The organism is Aeromonas sp. sif0611, assembly GCF_019218845.1.
Lineage (GTDB): Bacteria > Pseudomonadota > Gammaproteobacteria > Enterobacterales > Aeromonadaceae > Aeromonas > Aeromonas media.
This window is the reverse complement of record NZ_JAHUWU010000001.1, coordinates 334,598-355,171: the sequence shown is the minus strand read 5'-3', so window position 1 is coordinate 355,171 and position 20,574 is coordinate 334,598. Positions and strand designations below refer to the sequence as shown.

Sequence of the window (20,574 nt, the reverse complement as noted above, 5' to 3'; positions counted from 1 at the left end):
GTACTGAGGGGAGGTGCCTATGTTGAACAAAGATCTAGAAAAGACGCTGAACGAGGCTTTCAAGCTGGCCCGTGACGAGCGCCACGAATTCATGACCGTCGAGCACCTGTTGTTAGCCCTGCTGGATAACAGTTCAGCCCATGAGGCGCTGAATTCGTGTGGTGCGGATGTGGAGCAGATGCGCAAGGAAATACGCGCCTTCATCAATCAAACGACCCCGCTCATCCCCCGTGATGACGAAGACAGAGAAACCCAACCGACCCTTGGCTTCCAGCGCGTGCTGCAACGTGCCGTGTTCCATGTCCAGTCGTCGGGCAATACCGAGGTGAGCGGTGCCAATGTGCTGGTCGCCATCTTCAGCGAGCAGGAGTCCCAGGCTGCTTACTTCCTGAAAAAAGCCGAGATCAGCCGGCTGGATGTGGTGAACTTCCTCTCCCACGGGGTGCGCAAAGACAGCAAGCCCGAGAGTGGCGGCAATAATGCCGAGTCCGATGACGAGGTCTCCTCCGCCCAGATCGAGAGCTTTGCCACCAACCTCAACCAGCTGGTACTGGAGGGGCGCATCGATCCGCTGATCGGTCGCGATCAGGAGCTGAGCCGCACCATTCAGGTGTTGTGCCGTCGCCGCAAGAACAATCCCTTGCTGGTGGGGGAGGCCGGTGTGGGCAAGACCGCCATCGCCGAGGGGCTCGCCTATCGTATCGTCAAGGGTGACGTGCCCGAGGTGATAGCAAACAGTACCATCTATTCCCTGGACATGGGTTCCCTGCTGGCAGGGACCAAGTACCGTGGTGACTTTGAGAAGCGTCTCAAGGTGCTGCTCAAGCAGATCGAGCGTCAGGAAGGGGCCATCCTCTTCATCGACGAGATCCACACCATCATTGGGGCGGGCGCAGCCTCCGGCGGTCAGCTGGATGCGGCCAACCTCATCAAGCCGCTGCTCTCCAATGGTCTGCTGCGCTGTGTGGGGTCAACCACCTATCAGGAGTATTCCCAGATCTTCGAAAAAGATCGGGCTCTGGCGCGCCGCTTCCAGAAGATCGACATCGTCGAGCCGAGCATAGATGATACCACTCGCATCCTGATGGGGCTCAAGAGCCGTTATGAGTCTCACCATGGCGTGCGCTACACCGTCAAGGCCATCCGCGCTGCGGTCGAGCTCTCCGCCAAGTACATCAATGACCGCCACCTGCCGGACAAGGCCATCGACGTGATCGACGAGGCGGGGGCGGGGCAACGTCTGTTGCCGGTCAGCAAGCGTAAAAAAGTGATCAATGTGCCGGAAATCGAGGCCATAGTCGCGAAGATTGCCCGCATCCCGGAGAAATCAGTCTCCTCCTCCGACAAGGAGGTACTGAAGAACCTGGAGCGCAACCTCAAGATGGTGGTGTTCGGCCAGGACAAGGCCATTACCGTATTGACCGACGCGATCCGACTGTCGCGTTCCGGCCTTGGCAACGAGCGTCGCCCTGTGGGCTGCTTCCTGTTTGCCGGCCCGACCGGGGTGGGCAAGACCGAAGTCACCCAGCAGCTCGGCAAGGCGCTCGGGGTCGAGGTACTGCGCTTTGATATGTCCGAATACATGGAGCGCCATACCGTCTCCCGCCTGATCGGGGCGCCTCCCGGCTATGTGGGCTTCGAGCAGGGTGGCTTGCTGACCGACTCGGTGCTCAAGCATCCCCATTCGGTGGTGCTGCTGGACGAGATCGAGAAGGCGCATCCGGATGTCTTCAACTTGTTGCTGCAAGTGATGGACAACGGCACCCTGACGGACAACAACGGACGCAAGGCCGATTTTCGCAACGTGATCCTGGTGATGACCACCAACGCGGGCGTACAGGAGACCCAGCGCAAGTCCATTGGCTTCCAGCAGCAGGACATGAGTCACGATGCCATGGCGGTGATCAACAAGACATTCAGTCCGGAGTTTCGTAACCGGCTCGATCACACCATCTGGTTCAACCATCTGGACATGGCGGTGATCCATCAGGTAGTCGACAAGTTCATCGTCGAACTGCAGGTACAGCTGGATGCCAAAGGGGTATCACTGGAGGTATCTGAAGAGGCGCGCCACTGGTTGGCCGAGAAGGGTTATGATCGGGCAATGGGTGCCAGACCCATGGGACGGGTCATTCAGGAGCACCTCAAGAAGCCGTTGGCCAATGAGATCCTGTTCGGCTCACTGGTCGATGGCGGAGTAGTGAGAGTGGAGCTGGTGAATAACAGCCTCAGCTTTGACTTCCAGGTCAATGTTGAAGCTGTCTCTCACTAAATGTGATTGAGGCCAGAAACGACAAAAAACCCCAACCGCGAGGCTGGGGTTTTTTGCTGAATTCCTGGCTTAGCGAGAGCGGAAAACAATACGTCCCTTGGAGAGATCGTACGGAGTCAGAGCCACCGTTACTTTGTCCCCAGTCAGGATACGGATGTAGTTTTTGCGCATCTTGCCGGAAATATGAGCGATAACCACGTGACCATTTTCCAGTTCCACACGGAACATGGTATTGGGCAAGGTTTCGAGAATGGTACCCTGCATCTCAATACTGTCTTCTTTAGCCATTGAATCCTCTTGATAAGCCACAACAAAAAACCGCTGGATCATGCCGGATTTAAGGCTATGTGTAAAGTTTACTCGGGCTTGGTGTCGATATTTTTCCATTCTCCCTGCACCAGCAGCTCGTGGGGCAGGTACTGGCGCTTGTAATTCATCTTGCGGCACGCCTCCACCAGATAGCCCAGATACAGCCAGCTGCGACCGGTGCGCCTGGCCAGTTCCAACTGGCTCAGAATGGCAAAGGTGCCCAGAGAGCGGTCGGCATAATCGGGATCGAAAAAGGTATACATGGCGCTCATGGAGTGGGGGAGCAGGTCCGTGGTGGCCACCCCGATGAGGCGTCCCTCCTTGCGTATCTCCATGTAGAGCGGTGGCATCCAGTCGCAGTGCAGGAATCCCTTGTACTGGGTGCGGCTCGGCGGGTACATGCTGCCATCGTGGTGGCGCTCGCGGATGTAGCGCTCATAGAGCTGGTAATACTCGGGTTTGTCGTCGTAGCTCAGCACCAGCTCGAGATCCCGGTTCAGCTGACGAACGCGTTTCTGGCCGCGGTTAGGCACGAAACGCTCGCTGTGGATGCGCAGTGACTGGCAGGCGCTGCAGGCCGGGCAATGGGGGCGATAGATGTCGTTGCCACTGCGCCTGAATCCCGCCGTCAGCAGTCGCTCGTAACCGGCAGCATTGAGCAGCTCATGATCCATCAGTACCAGCAACTGCTCCTGCTCATGGCCGAGGTAGCTACACGGGTGTCTGGGGGTCAGGCCTACCTTGAGGATCACTTCTTCTGTCATAGGCTGATTCTCCTCTGCTGCCAGCAACCGTCTTGCAGTGGTTGCTTGATCAGGCTCGCCAATGTGGTCAGAAACCGGCTTCTTGGCCACTCCTGGACTCCCAGGGTGGCCAGGAAGTCGTTCTGCATCTGGCAGTCGATGAGGGCACCCCCATGGCGTGCGAAGTGGCGACAGAGCGCCACCATGGCCAGTTTGGCGCCGTTATCGATGCGGCTGAACATGGACTCACCGCAGAAGAGGCGGCCAAGGGAGAGGCCATAGAGCCCCGCCTGCAACTGACCATCCTGCCAGATCTCGACGGAGTGGGCATGGCCCAGGCGGTGCAACTGCCGATAGGCGTCGATCATGGGGGCGCTTATCCAGGTGCCGCTGGCGCTGCGACGGGGGGCGGCGCAGGCCGCTATCACCTCATCGAAGGCATGATCGATGGTAATGTCGAAGGGGGTGCGGCGCAGATACTTCTGCAGGCTGCGCCCTATGTGCAGCTCATCGGGCACTATCACCCCCCTGGGATCCGGCGACCACCACAGCAGCGGCTGATGGGGCTCATTCCACGGAAAGATCCCGCTGTGATAAGCTGCCAGCAAACGGGCAGGGGAGAGATCTCCCCCGATCGCCAGCAGGCCGTTGGGTTCTTCCAGCGCATGGCTGGGGGAGGGAAACCAGCACAGCTCATCATCCAGTTCGGTGAGATAGCGAGACATAAGACAGAGGTTCACAGATGAAGGCCATTATCCTGATAGTATCCAGCTTGCTGGGCTTTGTCACGGCGCCCGCCTGGGCTGCACCCTACGAGCGCAATACGGCTCGCCCCGTCGATCAGGTGGTGTTTGGCCAGGTGGACACGGTGCGCAACATCACCCAGCGCCAGGTGCTGGAATCCGAGCATACCGGTTGGAAAACCCTGGGTGGCGCCGTACTGGGGGGGCTGCTTGGCAACCAGTTTGGCGGCGGCCATGGGCGGGAGATCGCCACCGCCGTGGGGGCACTGGCGGGGGCTGCTGCGGTGCAGCACTACCAGTCCGGTGGCAGCGTGGTGGAGAAGCAGCTGGTGGAGCTCTTGATCCGCAATGAACAGAACGGGCTCATCAACGTTATCCAGGACTACGATCCGGCCATGGTGTTTGCGAGCGGAGACAAGGTGCGCATCCTCTATTTCAGCGATGGGGTGCGGGTCGACAAGACCTATTGAGGAAACCCGTGAGCGGGCAGGGGGCAATCAGGAGGGGGAATAACCCGGCGGTCACAAGGGGCGCCGGGCGGTACTACACGGAGTGTCTCTTTCGAGACTCGTTCAGGCGTCCTGGCAGACTATCTTGTCGCGACCTGTGTTCTTTGCCTGATACAGCTGGCGATCTGCCTCACTCAGCGCCTCGTCCATGGAGAGCCGCCCGACCTTGATGACGCCAAAGCTGGCGCGCACAAAGAGCGGTACTTCCCGTGACAGCGGCTGCTGACGCAACTGTTGCCGCAGCCCCTCCAGCCGCTTGAGCAGCACGGGAACCGGGCAGTGGGGCACCATCAGGGCAAATTCCTCGCCACCGAAACGGGCTATCATGGCATCCGGGAAGAACTGGGTGAGCAGCCGGGTCAGGTGGCAGAGCAACTGATCGCCGATGGCATGGCCCCAGTGATCGTTGACCTGCTTGAAATGATCCACGTCCAGCACGCACAGGGCGAGCTGCGCCTGCTGACGCTGATGCTCCTCGAACCACTTCTGCCCCTCGTTGAACCAGTAACGCCGGTTGTAGAGCCCGGTCAGGTAGTCGCGGTTGGCCGATTCCTGGATGTTGTTGAACTGCTCGAGCGCCTCCAGATTGTGGCTGACCCGGCACTGCAGCTCCTCGGGCTCGAACGGCTGGTTGAGAAAGTCGTTCGCCCCCTGCTTGAGGTAGCGGGCAGAGAGGCCGTGCTTGTCCGACACCGAGATGCCGATGATGGCGAGCTGCTGCTTGCTGTAACGCTCACGCAGCATCCGCACCAGGCTGATGCCGTCTATCTCCGGCATGTAGTAATCCACCAGCATCAGGCGAATGGCCGGGTGTTGCTCGAGCAGGGCCAGGGCATCCCGGGCGCAGGTTGCCTCGTGCACCAGCAGCAACTGCTTGCGCAACTGGGCAGCGGTGCGATGGCGGGAGGTGCGGGAGTCATCGACCACCAGCACCTCGATAGCCTGATTGAGGTAGAGGCGGTGCACCAGGCTGACGGCGTATTGCAGGGAGTGGCGTGAATCTTTCATCACGTAATCCAGCACACCGGCCTCCAGCCAGGCTTCCCGTTTCTCCTCGCTGATGTCGGCGGTGAGGATCACCACGGGCAGACCACGGTCCAGCAGCACATTGACGGCTTCTCCACTCGGGGCATCCGGCAGGGTGAGATCCACCAGGGCGACCACGTACTCTTCGCCCTGACAGTCGCGGGCGCCTTCAAGGGTATCGAACGCATCAATCTCCAGCCCGGTTTGTTGCGAAATGGCCTGAGTCAACATGCGGCGAATCGTCAGGCTGTCTTCCACAATCAATATTTTCCGTTTCATCCGGCTCCTTAAAAGAAAAGGGCATGCCACTTGGCATGCCCTTTATATCCTTGTGCTTATTGTGCGTCCAGATATCGCTCGGCATCCAGGGCTGCCATGCAGCCGGTACCGGCTGAGGTGATCGCCTGACGGTAGACGTGGTCGGCCACGTCGCCGGCGGCAAACACGCCCGGGATGCTGGTCTGGGTCGCGAACCCTTCCAGGCCGCCACGCACCTTGAGGTAGCCGTTTTCCATCGCCAGTTGGCCTTCGAAGATCTGGGTGTTGGGCTGGTGACCGATGGCGATGAAGACCCCCATCAGCGGCAGCTCGGAGGTGGAGTCGTCCCGGGTGCTGCGCAGGCGCACGCCGGTCACGCCCATGTTGTCACCCAGCACCTCGTCCAGGGTCTGGTGAGTGTGCAGCACTATGTTGCCGCTCTCGACCTTGTCGTGCAGACGTTTGATCAGGATCTTCTCGGCGCGGAACTCGTCGCGGCGATGGATGAGGTGCACCTTCTTGGCGATGTTGGCCAGATAGAGCGCCTCTTCCACGGCGGTGTTGCCGCCGCCGACCACGGCCACTTCCTGGTTGCGATAGAAGAAGCCGTCACAGGTGGCACAGGCGGAGACGCCACGGCCCTTGAAGGCCTCTTCGGAAGGCAGGCCCAGGTACTTGGCGGAGGCGCCGGTGGCGATGATCAACGCGTCGCAGCTGTATTCACCGTTGTCACCCTTGAGGCGGAACGGGCGCTGGGTCAGCTCCACTTCATTGATATGATCAAACAGGATGCGGGTATCGAATTTTTCCGCATGCTCTTTCATGCGCTCCATCAGGGCCGGGCCGGTCAGCCCTTCCGCGTCCCCTGGCCAGTTTTCCACCTCTGTGGTGGTGGTCAGCTGACCACCTTGCTGCATGCCGGTGATGAGCAGGGGATTGAGGTTGGCGCGGGCGGCGTAGACGGCGGCGGTATAACCCGCCGGGCCGGAGCCCAGGATCAGCAGTTTGCTATGAGTAACTTGGCTCATGATGTGATTTCCGAGACGTGATGAGTTTGCGCGATTGTAGGTAATTCGTGATCCGGGGTCAAAGGCCAGGGCACCGATTGTGGCAATCGCCAAAGAGAGGAAAGGATGGCTGGATTTGAGCCATAAAAAAACCGCCCATCGCGGGCGGATTTTCACTCATCGACGCTCCCTGGCGGGGGCGGGATCAGTTCAGCAGGGTCAGGGGATCCGTGTAGGCCAGGTTGTGCGCCACGGCGACCTCTTTGCAGGTGATCTTGCCCGCCATCACGTTCAGGCCGTGCAACAGGTGGGGATCACTGAGCAGTGCGCCGCGATAACCCTGTTCCGCCAGCTTGATGATGAAGGGCAGGGTGGCGTTGTTGAGGGCCACGGTGGAAGTGCGGGCCACGGCGCCCGGCATGTTGGCTACGCAGTAGTGCACCACCTCGTCGACGATGAAGGTGGGATCCTCGTGGGTGGTGGCGTGAGAGGTCTCGACGCAGCCACCCTGATCGATGGCCACATCCACGATGGCGGAGCCCGGCTTCATGCGCGCAATGTGGTCACGGCTGACAAGTTTTGGCGCAGTGGCGCCCGGTACCAGCACGCCGCCGATGACCAGATCCGCCGCCAGCAGGTGGCGCTCCAGGGTCTCGCGATTGGAGTAAACCACCTTGGCCGCCCCCTGGAACTCGCTGTCGAGACGACGCAAGGTGTCGATATTGTTGTCGAGTATGGTCACGTCGGCACGCAGGCCGATGGCCATGCGGGCCGCGTTGGAACCGACCACACCGCCGCCGATGATCACCACCTTGGCCGGTTCGACTCCGGGTACACCACCGAGCAGCACACCGCTACCGCCGCGGGATTTTTCCAGCGCCTGGGCACCGGCCTGAATAGACATGCGTCCGGCCACTTCAGACATGGGGGCCAGCAGGGGCAGGCCGCCACGGCCATCGGTGACGGTCTCGTAGGCGATGCAGACGGCGCCGCTGTCGACCAGCTCCCGGGTCTGGGCCAGGTCTGGCGCCAGGTGCAGGTAGGTAAAGAGGGTCTGGTCCGGGCGCAGCATGGCGCGCTCGACCGCCTGGGGCTCCTTGACCTTGACGATCATCTCCGCCTTGGCGAAAACGTCTGCCGCAGAGGCCAGAATTTCGGCTCCGGCAGCCAGATAATCTGCGTCACTGAAGCCAATGCCATTTCCTGCGCCGCTTTGGACGAAAACGGTATGGTTTCGTGCTGTCAGTTCACGTACACTGGCCGGAACCATGCCTACGCGATATTCATGGTTTTTTATTTCCTTAGGTACACCGATAATCATGCTATCCCTCGTCTATCGATTGGTGGTTTATGTTGCCCAGATGTTAAGCAACATTTGCGCCTAGTATATTCAGGTATTGACAGGATTTGTGACCATTATTATAAAATGACTGGTGATTCTTACCAAAAAATAGCCAAAGGATGGAATTAAATGATGGAAGCTAAGAGTCGGCTAAAGGATTTGGACAGGATTGACCGCAACATTCTGAATGAACTGCAAAAGGATGGCAGGATTTCGAACGTTGAGTTGTCCAAACGAGTTGGCCTGAGTCCCACACCGTGTCTGGAACGGGTTCGTCGCCTCGAGCGTCAAGGCTATATCGAAGGATATGCCGCTATTCTGAACCCTCATTATCTGGATGCGTCTCTGCTGGTGTTCGTGGAAATTACCCTCAATCGTGGCGCCCCCGACGTGTTCGAACAGTTCAACAAGGCTGTTCAGGTGCTCGAAGAGATCCAGGAGTGCCATCTGGTGTCAGGTGATTTCGACTATCTGCTCAAGACCCGCGTCAGCGACATGTCGGCCTACCGCCGCCTGCTGGGGGAAACCCTGCTGCGTCTGCCCGGCGTCAATGACACTCGCACCTATGTGGTGATGGAAGAGGTCAAGCAGAGCAGTCGTCTGGTGATCAGCACCCGATAAGCGGGATTGTGCTGTGACTTGCATACACCACGACGAGTCACGATAGTCAGAAACGAGCGGCCGGTCCGCTCGTTTCTTCTTATTACTGTATTCATGGCCCCGCCCTCAGGCACTGGCTGACAATCGGTGGGCTTTTCAGGGATACTAGGCCCCCTATCCCCGCATTACATGTTTTCAGAAAGGAGCCGGAGTTTGGCCGATAAAAAGCTGTTTACTCCTTTGTCAGGTACGCAACGGATCTTCGAGGCCGTCTTGATCGCCATCACGCTGATGGCTGCCTATCTCTTGCTTGCCCTGTTGACCTACCATCCCGCCGATCCCGGTTGGTCCCAAACCTCCTGGCAGGGAGAGGTGAAGAACCTCGCGGGCAGCGCCGGTGCCTGGCTCGCCGACATCACCATGTTCACCTTCGGGGCCTTCTCCTATCTGGTGCCCCCCTTGGTGGTACTGCTCGGCTGGAGCCTGTTCTGGCGCCCGAGCCGGCTGCTGGAGGTGGACTATCTCACCCTCTCGGTGCGCATCATCGGCTTTGTCCTGACGGTGCTCGGGATGTCCGCCATCGCCAGCATGAACTTCAATGACTTGCAGAATTTCTCCGCAGGCGGCCTAGTGGGGGACGTGATCGCCTCCGCCGTGGTGCCCCTGTTTGGCGGGGTCGGGGCCAACCTGATGCTGCTCTGCTTCGTGGCCACCGGCATCACCCTGTTCACCGGCTGGTCCTGGCTCACCATAGTCGAGCGGATCGGGGCCACCTGCACCGGCAGCGTCAGCGCCATCTACCATTTCCCGACAACCCTGGGTCGCTGGCTGACAGGCGGCTGGCGCCAGCCCCGTTTTGAGGGGCCGGATCCCCTGCTGGAAGGGGGTGTGGGCGCTCTCGATCTCGACGACGAAGAGGACGAGCCCCATAGCAGCTGGACGCGCAACCCCAAGGCCAAGGGGAGCCAGAAGTCAAAATCTGACGAATGGCTGCCGGAGCTCGATGACGACACCTTCCAGTTCGATCCGCAATTCGATGATGAAGAGGACGAGCCGGCGCCCGTGGCCAGACCCAAGCGCGCCGCCGTTGCCAATGCCCGCCGTCAGCCGGCCCTGGCCGATGACGGGGATGACGAACTCGATCTGCCCTGGGCAGAAGGGGAGGAAACTGCCGCCGCGCCTGCGGTGGCCGCACCGGTCAAGCCCAAGCGCCGTCCCCAGCCCGCCATGGCGCCGCTGCCGAGCATAGAGCTGCTCGACCGCCCGCCCGCCAAGACTCAGATGATGAGCAAGGACGAGCTGGACCGCATGGGCCGGCTGGTGGAGGCGAAACTCGCCGACTACAACGTGCAGGCAAAGGTGGTCGGCGTCTATCCGGGCCCCGTCATCACCCGCTTCGAGCTGGATCTGGCGCCGGGCATGAAGGCGAGCAAGATCACCAACCTCTCCCGGGATCTCGCCCGTTCCCTCTCCGCCAGCAGTGTGCGGGTGGTGGAGGTTATCCCGGGCAAGACCTTTGTCGGCATCGAGCTGCCCAACCGGGTGCGCCAGACCGTCTACCTGCGTGAGACCCTGGACTGCGAGGCCTTCTCTGGCAGCCACAATCCGCTGACCATGGGGCTGGGGCAGGACATCGCGGGGGAACCCGTGGTGGTGAACCTGGCCAAGATGCCTCACCTGCTGGTGGCCGGTACCACGGGCTCGGGCAAGTCGGTGGGGGTCAACACCATGATCATCTCCATGCTCTACAAGTCGACGCCGGACGATCTGCGCTTCATCATGATCGACCCCAAGATGCTGGAGCTCTCTGTCTACGAAGGTATCCCCCACCTGCTGACCGAGGTGGTCACCGACATGAAGGATGCCGCCAACGCCCTGCGCTGGTGCGTCGGCGAGATGGAGCGTCGCTACAAGCTGATGTCCGCGGTCGGGGTGCGCAACCTCAAGGGTTACAACGACAAGGTGCTGGCCGCGGCCGCCGAGGGCGAGCCCCTGCGGGATCCCTTGTGGCGTCCGGGTGACTCCATGGATCAGATGCCGCCTGAGCTGGAAAAACTGCCCCACATAGTGGTGGTGGTGGACGAATTCGCCGACATGATGATGATCGTCGGCAAGAAGGTGGAAGAGCTCATCGCCCGTATCGCCCAGAAGGCGCGGGCAGCCGGTATTCACCTCATTCTCGCGACCCAGCGCCCCTCTGTGGATGTCATCACCGGCCTCATCAAGGCCAACATCCCGACCCGGATCTCTTTCCAAGTGTCGAGCAAGATCGACTCCCGCACCATCCTGGATCAGGGCGGCGCCGAATCCCTGCTCGGCATGGGGGACATGCTCTACATGCCCGCCGGCACCTCCAACCCGACCCGGGTCCACGGCGCCTTCGTCGATGACCACGAGGTGCACAAGGTGGTGGCGGACTGGAAACTGCGCGGCGAGCCGAACTACATCGAGGAGATCCTCTCCGGTGAGTCGGATGGCGAGGGCGGTGGCGGCGAGTACAGCGGCGGTGGTGACGAGGAGCTGGATCCCTTGTTCGACGAGGCGGTCGCCTTCGTGGTGGAATCCCGCCGTGGCTCGACCTCCAGCGTGCAGCGCAAGTTCAAGATTGGTTACAACCGGGCGGCCCGTCTCATCGAGCAGATGGAAAACCAGGGCATCGTCAGCTCTCCGGGGGGCAACGGCCAGCGCGATGTGCTGGCACCGCCCCCGGTGCGTGATTAAGCCTTCATATCATCTTGGCCATGTCTGCGGACATGGCCTTTTATCTGACCCTCTTCAACGGGAATCGCGATGAAAAAAGCATTATTGATGGGTTCTGTACTGTTGCTTGCCAGCAGCCAGGTGTGGGCCGATGCGGCCAGCGATCTCAAGCAGAAGCTGACGGGTGTCAGCCTGTTTTCGGCCAAGTTTGCCCAGACCGTCTATGACAGCAAGGGCAAGGAGCTGCAGAAGGCGAGCGGCACCCTGCTGGTGCAGCGCCCCAACCGCTTCAACTGGCACACCACGACCCCGGACGAGAGCCTGATCGTGGCGGACGGCAAGGATGTGTGGGTCTATGACCCCTTCGTCGAGCAGGTCACCGCCCTCAAGATGAAGGATGCGGTACTCAACACCCCCTTCGTGCTCATCGCCGGCAACGATGTCGGGCTCTGGAAGAACTACGACGTGACCCAGGAAGGGGACGTCTACACAGTCACCAGCCGCAACAAGGACGAGCTGATCGCCTCCTTCCGCATCACCTTCGACCGTCAGAACAATATCAGCCGGTTCGACGTGAAAGAGGCTCAGGGGCAGTGGAGCGAATTCACCTTGAGCAGCTTCAACCGCAAGCCGGTGCTCAAGGGTAACGAGTTTGTGTTCAAGACGCCTGCGGGGGTCGCACTGGACGATCAGCGCTGATGAGCAGGCGGTCGCTGGATTTCTCGTCAGCCCGTCTGTCAACGGCGGCGGGCGTGATGCTGGGGGTCAATACAGATGAGTAACCTCTTATTGGATTTCTCGTCGGACTTTCGTCCGCTGGCGGCCAGGATGCGGCCGCAGGACCTGGATCAGTACATAGGCCAGCAGCACATCCTGGGGGCTGACAAGCCCCTGCGCAAGGCGATCCTGGCGGGGCACTGCCACTCCATGATCCTGTGGGGACCGCCCGGCACCGGCAAGACCACGCTGGCCGAGCTGATGGCCCACTACTGCCAGGCGGAGGTGGAGCGGCTCTCCGCGGTCACCTCCGGCATCAAGGAGATCCGGGCCGCCATCGACAAGGCGAAGGAGAACAGCTGGCGCGGGGTGCGTACCATCCTCTTCGTGGACGAGGTGCACCGCTTCAACAAGAGCCAGCAGGATGTGTTCCTGCCCCACATCGAAGACGGCACCATCACCTTCATCGGCGCCACCACCGAAAATCCCTCGTTCGAACTCAACAACGCACTGCTTTCCCGGGCCCGGGTCTACCTGCTCAAACGGCTGGAGGAGGAGGACATCCTCGCCATGCTCGATCAGGCGATGACAGACCCCCGTGGCCTCAACGATCCGAGTCTCACCTTTGCCCCCGGCGTCAAAGCGGCGCTGGCCAAAGCCGTGGATGGGGACGGGCGCAAGTCCCTCAACTACCTGGAGCTCTTGGCCGACATGGCCGAGGCCAATGGGACAGGGGAGAGGGTGATCGACAGCGCCCTGCTCGCCGCCGTGGTGGGGGAGCATGTGGCACGCTTTGACAAGGGCGGGGATCACTTCTACGACCTCATCTCGGCGGTGCACAAGTCCATTCGCGGCTCGGCGCCGGATGCGGCCCTCTACTGGTATGCCCGCATGGTAAGCGCCGGTTGCGATCCCCTCTACGTCGCCCGCCGCTTGCTGGCGATTGCCTCGGAAGATGTGGGCAATGCCGATCCCCGTGCCATGCAGGTGGCGCTGTCTGCCTGGGACTGTTTCCACCGCATAGGTCCGGCGGAAGGGGAGCGGGCCATCGCCCAGGCCATCGTTTACCTCGCCTGCGCCCCCAAGAGCAATGCGGTCTACACCGCCTGGAAGGCGGCGCTCAATGACGCCAAAAACCTGCCGGACTTCGAGGTGCCGCCGCACCTGCGCAACGCCCCTACCAAGCTGATGAGCGAGCTCGGCTATGGCGCCGAGTACCGCTACGCCCACGACGAGCCCGGCGCCTATGCCGCCGGCGAGGAGTACTTCCCACCAGAATTGGCCGGCAAGCACTACTACCAGCCCACCGATCGGGGCCTCGAGAAGCAGATCGCCCAGAAGCTCGATTACCTGCGCGAGCTGGACCGGCAGAGCCCGCGTCAAAGAGACAAGTAAAGGCACGTTGTCCGGGCAGCATGGCGATCCCTCGGATCGGCGAAGATAAGCCTGCTGATGCCGTCAAACTTGGCAAAAACGACAGCAATACGCCCTGTTCGGGCGGGGGGGCGGTCTGCTACACTGCCCCTCTGACCCCGCTTGTCTTGGCCTTGCACCATCTTCTTGATTTAGAAGGCCCGATTCCGAAGACATAGGGGTGCGCCAACCGATGTTAACTTCCGGATCTGTTTTCTCGCCAGGGCGGATGACCCAGGCCCAGATCCCATTAAAAAAAGTAGGTAAACCATGCTGGATCCCAAATATCTGCGCAGCGATATCGAAGAAGCTGCCGCTCGTCTGGCGACACGTGGCTACGCGCTGGACGTAGCGGCTGTCAATGCTCTGGAAGAGAAACGCAAGGATCTGCAGTCCCGTACCCAGGAGCTGCAGGCCGAGCGCAACGCCCGCTCCAAGTCCATCGGTGAGGCTGCCCGTCGCGGCGAAGATGTGGCTCCGCTCAAGGCCGAAGTGACCAAGATCAACGACGAGCTGGAGACCAGCAAGGTCGAGCTCGAGGCCCTGCTGGCCGACATCAAGGCCATCTCAGACGCCATCCCCAACCTGCCGAGCGACACCACCCCGGTGGGCCGCGACGAGAACGACAACGTGGAAGTGCGTCGCTGGGGCACCCCGCGCGAGTTCAGCTTCCCGGTGCGCGATCACATCGATCTGGGTGAAGCGGCCAAGGGCGTGGACTTCAAGAACGGCGTCAAGCTCTCCGGTGCCCGCTTCGTGGTGATGAAGGGTCAGATTGCCCGCCTGCACCGCGCGCTGGCCCAGTTCATGCTGGACCTGCACACCCTGCAGCACGGCTACACCGAATGCTACGTGCCCTATCTGGTCAACCCGGATAGCCTGTACGGCACCGGCCAGCTGCCGAAATTCTCTCAGGATCTGTTCAACACAGGTATCGAGGGCGAAGGGGAAGACGAAGGCAAGGTGCGCAAGTTCTCCCTCATTCCTACCTCCGAAGTGCCGCTCACCAACATGGCCCGCGACGAGATTTTCGATGAGCAGGAACTGCCCATCAAGATGACCGCCCACAGCCCCTGCTTCCGCTCCGAAGCCGGCTCTTATGGTCGTGACACCCGCGGTCTCATCCGCATGCACCAGTTCGACAAGGTCGAGATGGTCCAGCTGGTGCACCCGGAGAAGTCCTGGGATGCGCTGGAAGAGATGGTGGGTCACGCCGAGAAGGTGCTGCAACTGCTGGAGCTTCCGTATCGCGTGATGGCGCTCTGTACCGGTGACATGGGCTTCTGCGCCGCCAAGACCTACGATCTGGAAGTGTGGCTGCCGGCCCAGAACACCTACCGCGAGATCTCCTCCGTCTCCAACTGCACCGACTTCCAGGCGCGCCGCATGCAGGCCCGCGTGCGTGTCGACGGCAAGCCGCAACTGCTGCACACCCTGAACGGCTCCGGCCTGGCGGTAGGGCGCACCCTGGTGGCGGTGATCGAGAACTACCAGCAGGAAGACGGCCGTATCGCCATCCCGGCGGCGCTGCAGTCCTACATGGGTGGCCTGACTCACATCGGCTAAGTCCCTCTTGCTCAGCACAACGCCATGGCCATGCCATGGCGTTGTGCATTTGGGCGCCAGTCGCCCCCTCGGCAGGGGACGAGAGCGGTCTCCTTCGGCGCTCCATTGAACCTTTAACACATTTTTATCAAGCATTGCGCAATCGTTTTTGTTAGACTGCGCCGCAATTTCGCAGGACATCTTTTTCTATGGTCTGGATTGATTACGCCATCATCGGCATCGTCGGTTTTTCTGCCCTCATCAGCCTGGTGCGCGGCTTCCTGAAGGAAGCCATGTCCCTCGTCACCTGGTTCGTCGCCTTTTTTATTGCCAGCCATTTCTATCCGGATCTCGCCGTCTACTTCACCTCCTTCTCCGACGCCATGGTGCGCAACGGCCTCGCCATCGCCGCCCTGTTCGTGGCGACCCTGATCCTGGGGAGCGTGGTCAACTACGTGGTGGGCCTGCTGGTGGAAAAGACGGGACTCTCCGGCACCGACAGAGTGTTGGGGGTCTGTTTTGGCGCCATTCGCGGGGTACTGATCGTCAGTGCCCTGCTGTTTTTCATGGATACCTTCACCAGCCTCTCCCAGAGCGACTGGTGGGTGGCGTCCAAACTGGTTCCCGAGTTCAAGCCGGTGATCCAGTGGTTTTTCGGGTTCATGCTGAACTCGTCCAGTTTTCTTCAACAGGTACAGTGACTTCGAGGTAGCAAAGACATGTGCGGTATTGTCGGTATAGTTGGCACCACCCCCGTCAATCAGGCCCTCTACGACGCCTTGACGGTGTTGCAGCACAGGGGACAGGATGCCGCCGGGATCGTGACCATTGATAGTGGAAACTTCCGGCAACGCAAGGCCAACGGCCTGGTGAAGGATGTGTTTGAAGTGCGCCACATGCAGCGACTGAAGGGGCATATCGGCATAGGACATGTCAGATATCCCACCGCAGGCAGCTCCAGTGCCGCTGAAGCCCAACCTTTTTACGTGAACTCTCCCTACGGCATGGTGCTGGCCCATAACGGCAACCTCACCAACGCCAAGGATCTCAAGGAGCAGCAGTTCAAGGTGGCTCGCCGCCACATCAACACCACCTCGGATTCCGAAGTGCTGCTGAACGTGCTGGCCCACGAGCTGGATCTGTGCGACAAGATGGCGCTGCGGCCGGAAGACATCTTCTCTGCGGTGCGCAAGGTGCACCAGCAGATCCGCGGCGCCTATGCGGTGGTCTCGCTGGTGATTGGCCACGGTCTCATCGGCTTCCGCGATCCCAACGGCATCCGCCCGCTGATCCTGGGTCGTCGCGCTGACGAGCAGGGCCAGGTGGAGTACATGCTCGCCTCCGAGAGCGTGGCGCTTGACGCCATCGGCTTCGAGACGGTGCGTGACGTCGCTCCGGGCGAGGCCATCTACATCACAGAGCAGGGCCAGCTCTTCTCCGAGCAGTGTGCGGAAAACCCGCAGATGAGCTCCTGCATCTTCGAGTACGTCTACTTCGCCCGCCCCGATTCGTGCATCGACAAGGTCTCCGTCTATGCCGCCCGTCTCAACATGGGCCGCAAGCTGGGCAAGAAGATTGCACGGGAGTGGGAAGATCTCGACGTGGACGTGGTCATCCCCATCCCCGAGACCTCCTGTGACGTGGCGCTGGAAATCGCCCATACCCTGGGCCTGCCTTACCGTCAGGGCTTCGTGAAGAACCGCTACATAGGTCGTACCTTCATCATGCCGGGCCAGACCCAGCGCAAGAAGTCGGTGCGTCGCAAGCTCAACGCCATCAGCTCCGAATTCAAGGGCAAGAAGGTGTTGCTGGTGGATGACTCCATCGTCCGTGGCACCACCTCCGAGCAGATCATCCAGATGGCCCGTGAAGCAGGGGCGGCCAAGGTCTACTTCGCCTCGGCGGCACCGGAAATCCGCTTCCCCAACGTCTACGGCATCGACATGCCCACCGCCAACGAGCTGATCGCCCACGGCCGTGAAGTGGAAGAGGTGTGCAAGCTGATTGGCGCCGATGGTCTGATCTTCCAGGATCTGGAAGATCTGGAAGAGGCGGTGCGGGAGATCAACCCCGAGCTGCGCCACTTCGAGACCTCGGTGTTCAATGGCCACTACGTGACCTCGGACGTGGATCAGGGTTATCTGGACCACCTGAACGCCCTGCGCAGCGACGACAACAAGGCGGTGCGCGAGTGGCAGGAAGGAACCAGCAACCTGGAGATCTTCAACGAAGGCAGTTAAACGTTTTCTGATTGCCATCGTGATGAACAACAGGGGGGCCTAGGCCCCCCTGTTGCATTGATGCTCTTCCCGCCAGTAAGGGGAGGCCCTCAGGCCAGATCTTCCCCGTTGCTGGCGATGACCTTCTGGTACCACCAGAACGACTTCTTGCGCCTGCGCGCCAGGGTGCCCTGGCCAGCATCGTCCCTGTCCACGTGGACGAAGCCGTAGCGCTTGCTCATCTCGCCGGTGGAGGCGGAAACGAGATCGATGCAGCCCCAGCTGGTGTAGCCCAAGAGCGGTACCCCGTCTTCAATGGCATCCCCCATGGCGCGGATGTGCGCGCGCAGGTAGTCGATGCGATAGTCGTCCTCTATCTCGCCATCGGCGTTGATCTCGTCCACGGCTCCCAGGCCGTTCTCCACCAGGAACAGGGGTTTCTGGTAGCGATCGTACAGGCTGTTCATGGTGATGCGAAGGCCGAGCGGGTCTATGCCCCAGCCCCACTGGCTCACTTCGATGTGGGGGTTTCGCAGGGATTTGACCACGTTGGCGGCGCTGGTGTTGCCCGCGTTCATGTCGGCCGAGGCGCAGCGGGAGGCGTAGTAGCTGAAGGAGACGAAATCGACGGTGTGCTTCAGAACCTCATCATCCTCCGGCGCCTTGACGAGCTGGATCCCCTTCTCGCGAAACACCCGGGCCGCATAGGCCGGGTAGGCGCCTCTCGCCTGCACGTCGATGAACAGCAGGTTCTCCCGCTCCTTTTGCAGCGCGGCCCAGACATCTTCCGGCTTGCAGGAGTAGGGGTAGAAGCTGCCCCCCGCCAGCATGCAGCCCACCTGGTTGGCCGGGTTCACCTCGTGGGCAATTCGGGTCGCCAGGGCGCTCGCGACCAGCTCGTGGTGGGCGGCCTGATATTTGACCTGCTCCTGGTGCTCCCCTTCCTCGAACACCAGTCCGGCGCCGGAGAAGGGGCTGTGCAGCAGGATGTTGATCTCGTTGAAGGTGAGCCAGTACTTCACCAGGCCGTCGAATTGTTCGAAGCAGGTGCGGGCATAGCGGGTGAAAAAGTCCACCATCTGGCGGTTGCGCCAGGAGCCGTACTCCACCACCAGGTGCATGGGCACGTCGAAGTGGCACAGGGTCACCAGGGGCTCGATGTTGTACTTTCTGCACTCCTCGAATAGCGCCCGGTAGAAGGCGATGCCCTCGGGGTTGGGTTCTTTCTCGTCACCCCTGGGGTAGAGCCGGCTCCAGGCGATGGAGGTGCGAAACACGGTGAAGCCCATCTCTGCCATCAGGGCGATGTCTTCCTTGTAGCGGTGGTAGAAATCTATGGCCTCGTGGCTTGGGTAGAACTCGTCATCCCGCAGGATGAAGCGCTTCTCCTGGCCAAGCTTGACCGCCATGCGGTTGGCGCCATGGGGGATCATGTCGACCGTGGTCAGTCCTTTGCCCCCCTCGCGATGGCCGCCTTCCGCCTGGTTGGCGGCCAGGGCGCCGCCCCAGAGGAAATCCTGGGGAAATCTGGTTATCGCCATTGGTTACCTCTTGTCATGTCGGATGATATGAATTCACAGGCTGGCGGCCGGCTGGCCCGGCATGGCCGCGTCGGCCCGGGCTGGCGTCTGGGAAGACTGCTCCTGCACAGGTATGTCTTCAAAGCCCATCACCAGGGTCAGCACGAAGGAGAGCACCACGGAGAGCGCCATCACGGCGAACACCCAGGCGATGCTCATGGGGTTGGCCGGATCGAAGAACTGCACGCTGGTGAAGAGCCCGGGGGCCGCCATGGAGTGGCTGGCGAGCCCGGCCATGCCCGCGACGGCGCCGCAGATGAAACCGCTGATGAGGCTGGCGATGAGGGGGCGCTTCAATCGCAGGGCGACGCCGTAGAGGGCGGGTTCGGAGATCCCCGCCATGATGGCGGAGGCGGCCGCCGCCAGCGCAGTCTGGCGCAGCTCGGGGTTTTTGGTGCGCCAGGCGACGGCCAGGGAGGAGCCGCCGAGGGAGAGGTTGGCGCCTATCTCGGAGGGCATCACCATGCCTTCCTTGCCGGTCTCGGCGATGGTCTGAATGATGGTCGGGGTGAAGACGCGGTGCATGCCGGTCATCACCAACAGGGGCCAGAGCGCGCCCATGATGGCCACCGACAGCCAGCCGAGGTAGTCGTGAACCGTGTAGACCAGGCCCGAGATGGCGGTGCCAATCCAGATGCCGATGGGGCCGATGAGCAGGATGGCGAGTGGCGCCGCGATCAGCACTATCAGCATGGGCTTCAAGAAGTTCTTGGTCACCGCCGGGGTGATGCGATCGACCCAGCGCTCTATGTAGGAGAGGCACCAGGTCATGACCAGGGCCGGGATCACTGTGTAGGTGTATTTCACCGCGGTGACCGGGATCAGGGCGAAGGTCACCTGTTCCCCCTCGGCGGCCCTGGCCATCAGCTCGATGAAGCTGGGGTGCACCAGCACGCCGGCGATGGCGATGGCGAGCGACATATTGGTCTTGAACTTGGCGGCGGCGGAGGCAGCCACCATCAGGGGCAGGAAGAAGAAGGCGCCGTCACCGGCCACCGTGAGTATGGTGAGGGTCGAGGAGCCTTTCTCCAGCACGCCGGTCATCTCCAGCACCATGGCCAGCAGCTTGAGCATGGAGCCGCCGATGATGGCCGGGATGAGCGGCGACATGGTGCCGATCAGGGCGTCGAGGACGGCGGCGCCCATGCGCCGCAGGCTGAAACCTGGCTTGGCCGCTGGCACGTCTCCCTGTGCGCCTTCCGGCAACTGGGCAAGCACCTCGCGATAGGCGTGGGAGACCATGTTGCCGATGATCACCTGGCACTGGTTATCACTGCTGACCACCCCAAGTACCCCGGCAGTGGCCTTGAGCATTGGACTGTCCACCAGGGTGGGGTCTTGCAGCACGAAGCGCAGGCGCGTCATGCAGTGGGTCACGGCGACTATGTTGCCGGTTCCGCCGAGGGCCGTGATGACCTTGCCGGCCAGGGCCGCGTAGTTCTTTGACATCTAGTCGTATCCTTTTTACCAAATGAGGCCTGTCTAACCCCATCACTGACGACGGGAAGAACGGGAATGAAACTGCATTGTGGAACCGGTTCCACATAGCATGCGCAGTTTCATGCTCACAGACAAGACGGTCGCACCGCCA

General features: G+C 61.1%; 17 protein-coding genes. 9 read left to right on the top strand and 8 right to left on the bottom strand.

Going from position 1 to position 20,574, the window contains the following annotated elements:
• Window positions 1–19 precede the first annotated feature (19 nt).
• Window positions 20–2,272, top strand: a complete 2,253-nt coding sequence (gene clpA / locus KW824_RS01560) for an ATP-dependent Clp protease ATP-binding subunit ClpA (RefSeq protein ID WP_043132110.1) — start codon at window positions 20–22, stop codon at window positions 2,270–2,272.
• Between the two features lie 69 nt (window positions 2,273–2,341).
• Here clpA and infA read toward each other — a convergent pair whose 3' ends face one another.
• The 3 genes from infA to aat all read right to left on the bottom strand — a co-directional run bounded on the left by infA (window position 2,342) and on the right by aat (window position 4,049).
• Complete coding sequence (gene infA / locus KW824_RS01555) at window positions 2,342–2,560, bottom strand: translation initiation factor IF-1 (RefSeq protein WP_005300033.1); 219 nt, start codon at window positions 2,558–2,560, stop codon at window positions 2,342–2,344.
• Between the two features lie 68 nt (window positions 2,561–2,628).
• The gene (locus KW824_RS01550; protein ID WP_042650310.1) at window positions 2,629–3,345 is read right to left on the bottom strand and encodes an arginyltransferase; all 717 of its coding nucleotides are present in this window, start codon (window positions 3,343–3,345) and stop codon (window positions 2,629–2,631) included.
• Window positions 3,342–4,049: a leucyl/phenylalanyl-tRNA--protein transferase gene (aat, locus tag KW824_RS01545; protein WP_043132108.1), complete on the bottom strand. Its 708-nt coding sequence runs from the start codon at window positions 4,047–4,049 to the stop codon at window positions 3,342–3,344. The genes KW824_RS01550 and aat overlap by 4 nt, the downstream gene beginning before the upstream one ends.
• Window positions 4,050–4,066: 17 nt before the next feature.
• Here aat and KW824_RS01540 point away from each other — a divergent pair, with 17 nt between their 5' ends.
• On the top strand, window positions 4,067–4,537 hold the full coding sequence (locus tag KW824_RS01540; RefSeq protein WP_218408681.1) for a glycine zipper 2TM domain-containing protein: 471 nt from the start codon (window positions 4,067–4,069) through the stop codon (window positions 4,535–4,537).
• A gap of 102 nt (window positions 4,538–4,639) precedes the next feature.
• Here the strand turns inward: KW824_RS01540 and KW824_RS01535 are convergent, their stop codons facing one another.
• From KW824_RS01535 to ald, 3 genes are all read right to left on the bottom strand, one after another.
• Complete coding sequence (locus KW824_RS01535) at window positions 4,640–5,881, bottom strand: diguanylate cyclase (RefSeq protein WP_171269774.1); 1,242 nt, start codon at window positions 5,879–5,881, stop codon at window positions 4,640–4,642.
• 56 nt (window positions 5,882–5,937) lie between these two features.
• Window positions 5,938–6,888: a thioredoxin-disulfide reductase gene (gene trxB / locus KW824_RS01530; protein WP_043132103.1), complete on the bottom strand. Its 951-nt coding sequence runs from the start codon at window positions 6,886–6,888 to the stop codon at window positions 5,938–5,940.
• A 184-nt stretch (window positions 6,889–7,072) separates the two neighbouring features.
• On the bottom strand, window positions 7,073–8,188 hold the full coding sequence (gene ald, locus KW824_RS01525; RefSeq protein ID WP_043132101.1) for an alanine dehydrogenase: 1,116 nt from the start codon (window positions 8,186–8,188) through the stop codon (window positions 7,073–7,075).
• Between the two features lie 150 nt (window positions 8,189–8,338).
• On the opposite strand from ald, the gene lrp reads away from it, so the two are divergent.
• From lrp to purF, 7 genes are all read left to right on the top strand, one after another.
• A complete protein-coding gene (lrp, locus tag KW824_RS01520; protein ID WP_005300047.1) occupies window positions 8,339–8,830 on the top strand; it encodes a leucine-responsive transcriptional regulator Lrp in 492 nt (163 codons plus the stop codon).
• A 192-nt stretch (window positions 8,831–9,022) separates the two neighbouring features.
• Window positions 9,023–11,530, top strand: coding sequence for a DNA translocase FtsK (locus KW824_RS01515; protein ID WP_218408680.1), 2,508 nt, complete (start codon window positions 9,023–9,025; stop codon window positions 11,528–11,530).
• A gap of 69 nt (window positions 11,531–11,599) precedes the next feature.
• Complete coding sequence (lolA, locus tag KW824_RS01510; protein WP_042650317.1) at window positions 11,600–12,208, top strand: outer membrane lipoprotein chaperone LolA; 609 nt, start codon at window positions 11,600–11,602, stop codon at window positions 12,206–12,208.
• A 75-nt stretch (window positions 12,209–12,283) separates the two neighbouring features.
• Entirely contained in the window at window positions 12,284–13,621 is a 1,338-nt protein-coding gene (locus tag KW824_RS01505) for a replication-associated recombination protein A (protein ID WP_218408679.1), read from the top strand.
• A gap of 288 nt (window positions 13,622–13,909) precedes the next feature.
• The gene (gene serS / locus KW824_RS01500) at window positions 13,910–15,205 is read left to right on the top strand and encodes a serine--tRNA ligase (protein WP_005325374.1); all 1,296 of its coding nucleotides are present in this window, start codon (window positions 13,910–13,912) and stop codon (window positions 15,203–15,205) included.
• Window positions 15,206–15,393: 188 nt separating this feature from the next.
• Window positions 15,394–15,885 carry a CvpA family protein gene (locus KW824_RS01495; RefSeq protein WP_005325372.1) on the top strand — a complete coding sequence of 164 codons (492 nt, stop codon included), beginning with the start codon at window positions 15,394–15,396 and terminating at the stop codon, window positions 15,883–15,885.
• 18 nt (window positions 15,886–15,903) lie between these two features.
• Window positions 15,904–17,424: an amidophosphoribosyltransferase gene (purF, locus tag KW824_RS01490; protein WP_005325371.1), complete on the top strand. Its 1,521-nt coding sequence runs from the start codon at window positions 15,904–15,906 to the stop codon at window positions 17,422–17,424.
• An 89-nt stretch (window positions 17,425–17,513) separates the two neighbouring features.
• Here purF and KW824_RS01485 read toward each other — a convergent pair whose 3' ends face one another.
• Entirely contained in the window at window positions 17,514–18,944 is a 1,431-nt protein-coding gene (locus KW824_RS01485) for a 6-phospho-beta-glucosidase (RefSeq protein WP_256351220.1), read from the bottom strand.
• 33 nt (window positions 18,945–18,977) lie between these two features.
• Entirely contained in the window at window positions 18,978–20,432 is a 1,455-nt protein-coding gene (gene ascF / locus KW824_RS01480; RefSeq protein WP_218408678.1) for a PTS cellobiose/arbutin/salicin transporter subunit IIBC, read from the bottom strand.
• Between the last annotated feature and the right edge of the window lie 142 nt (window positions 20,433–20,574).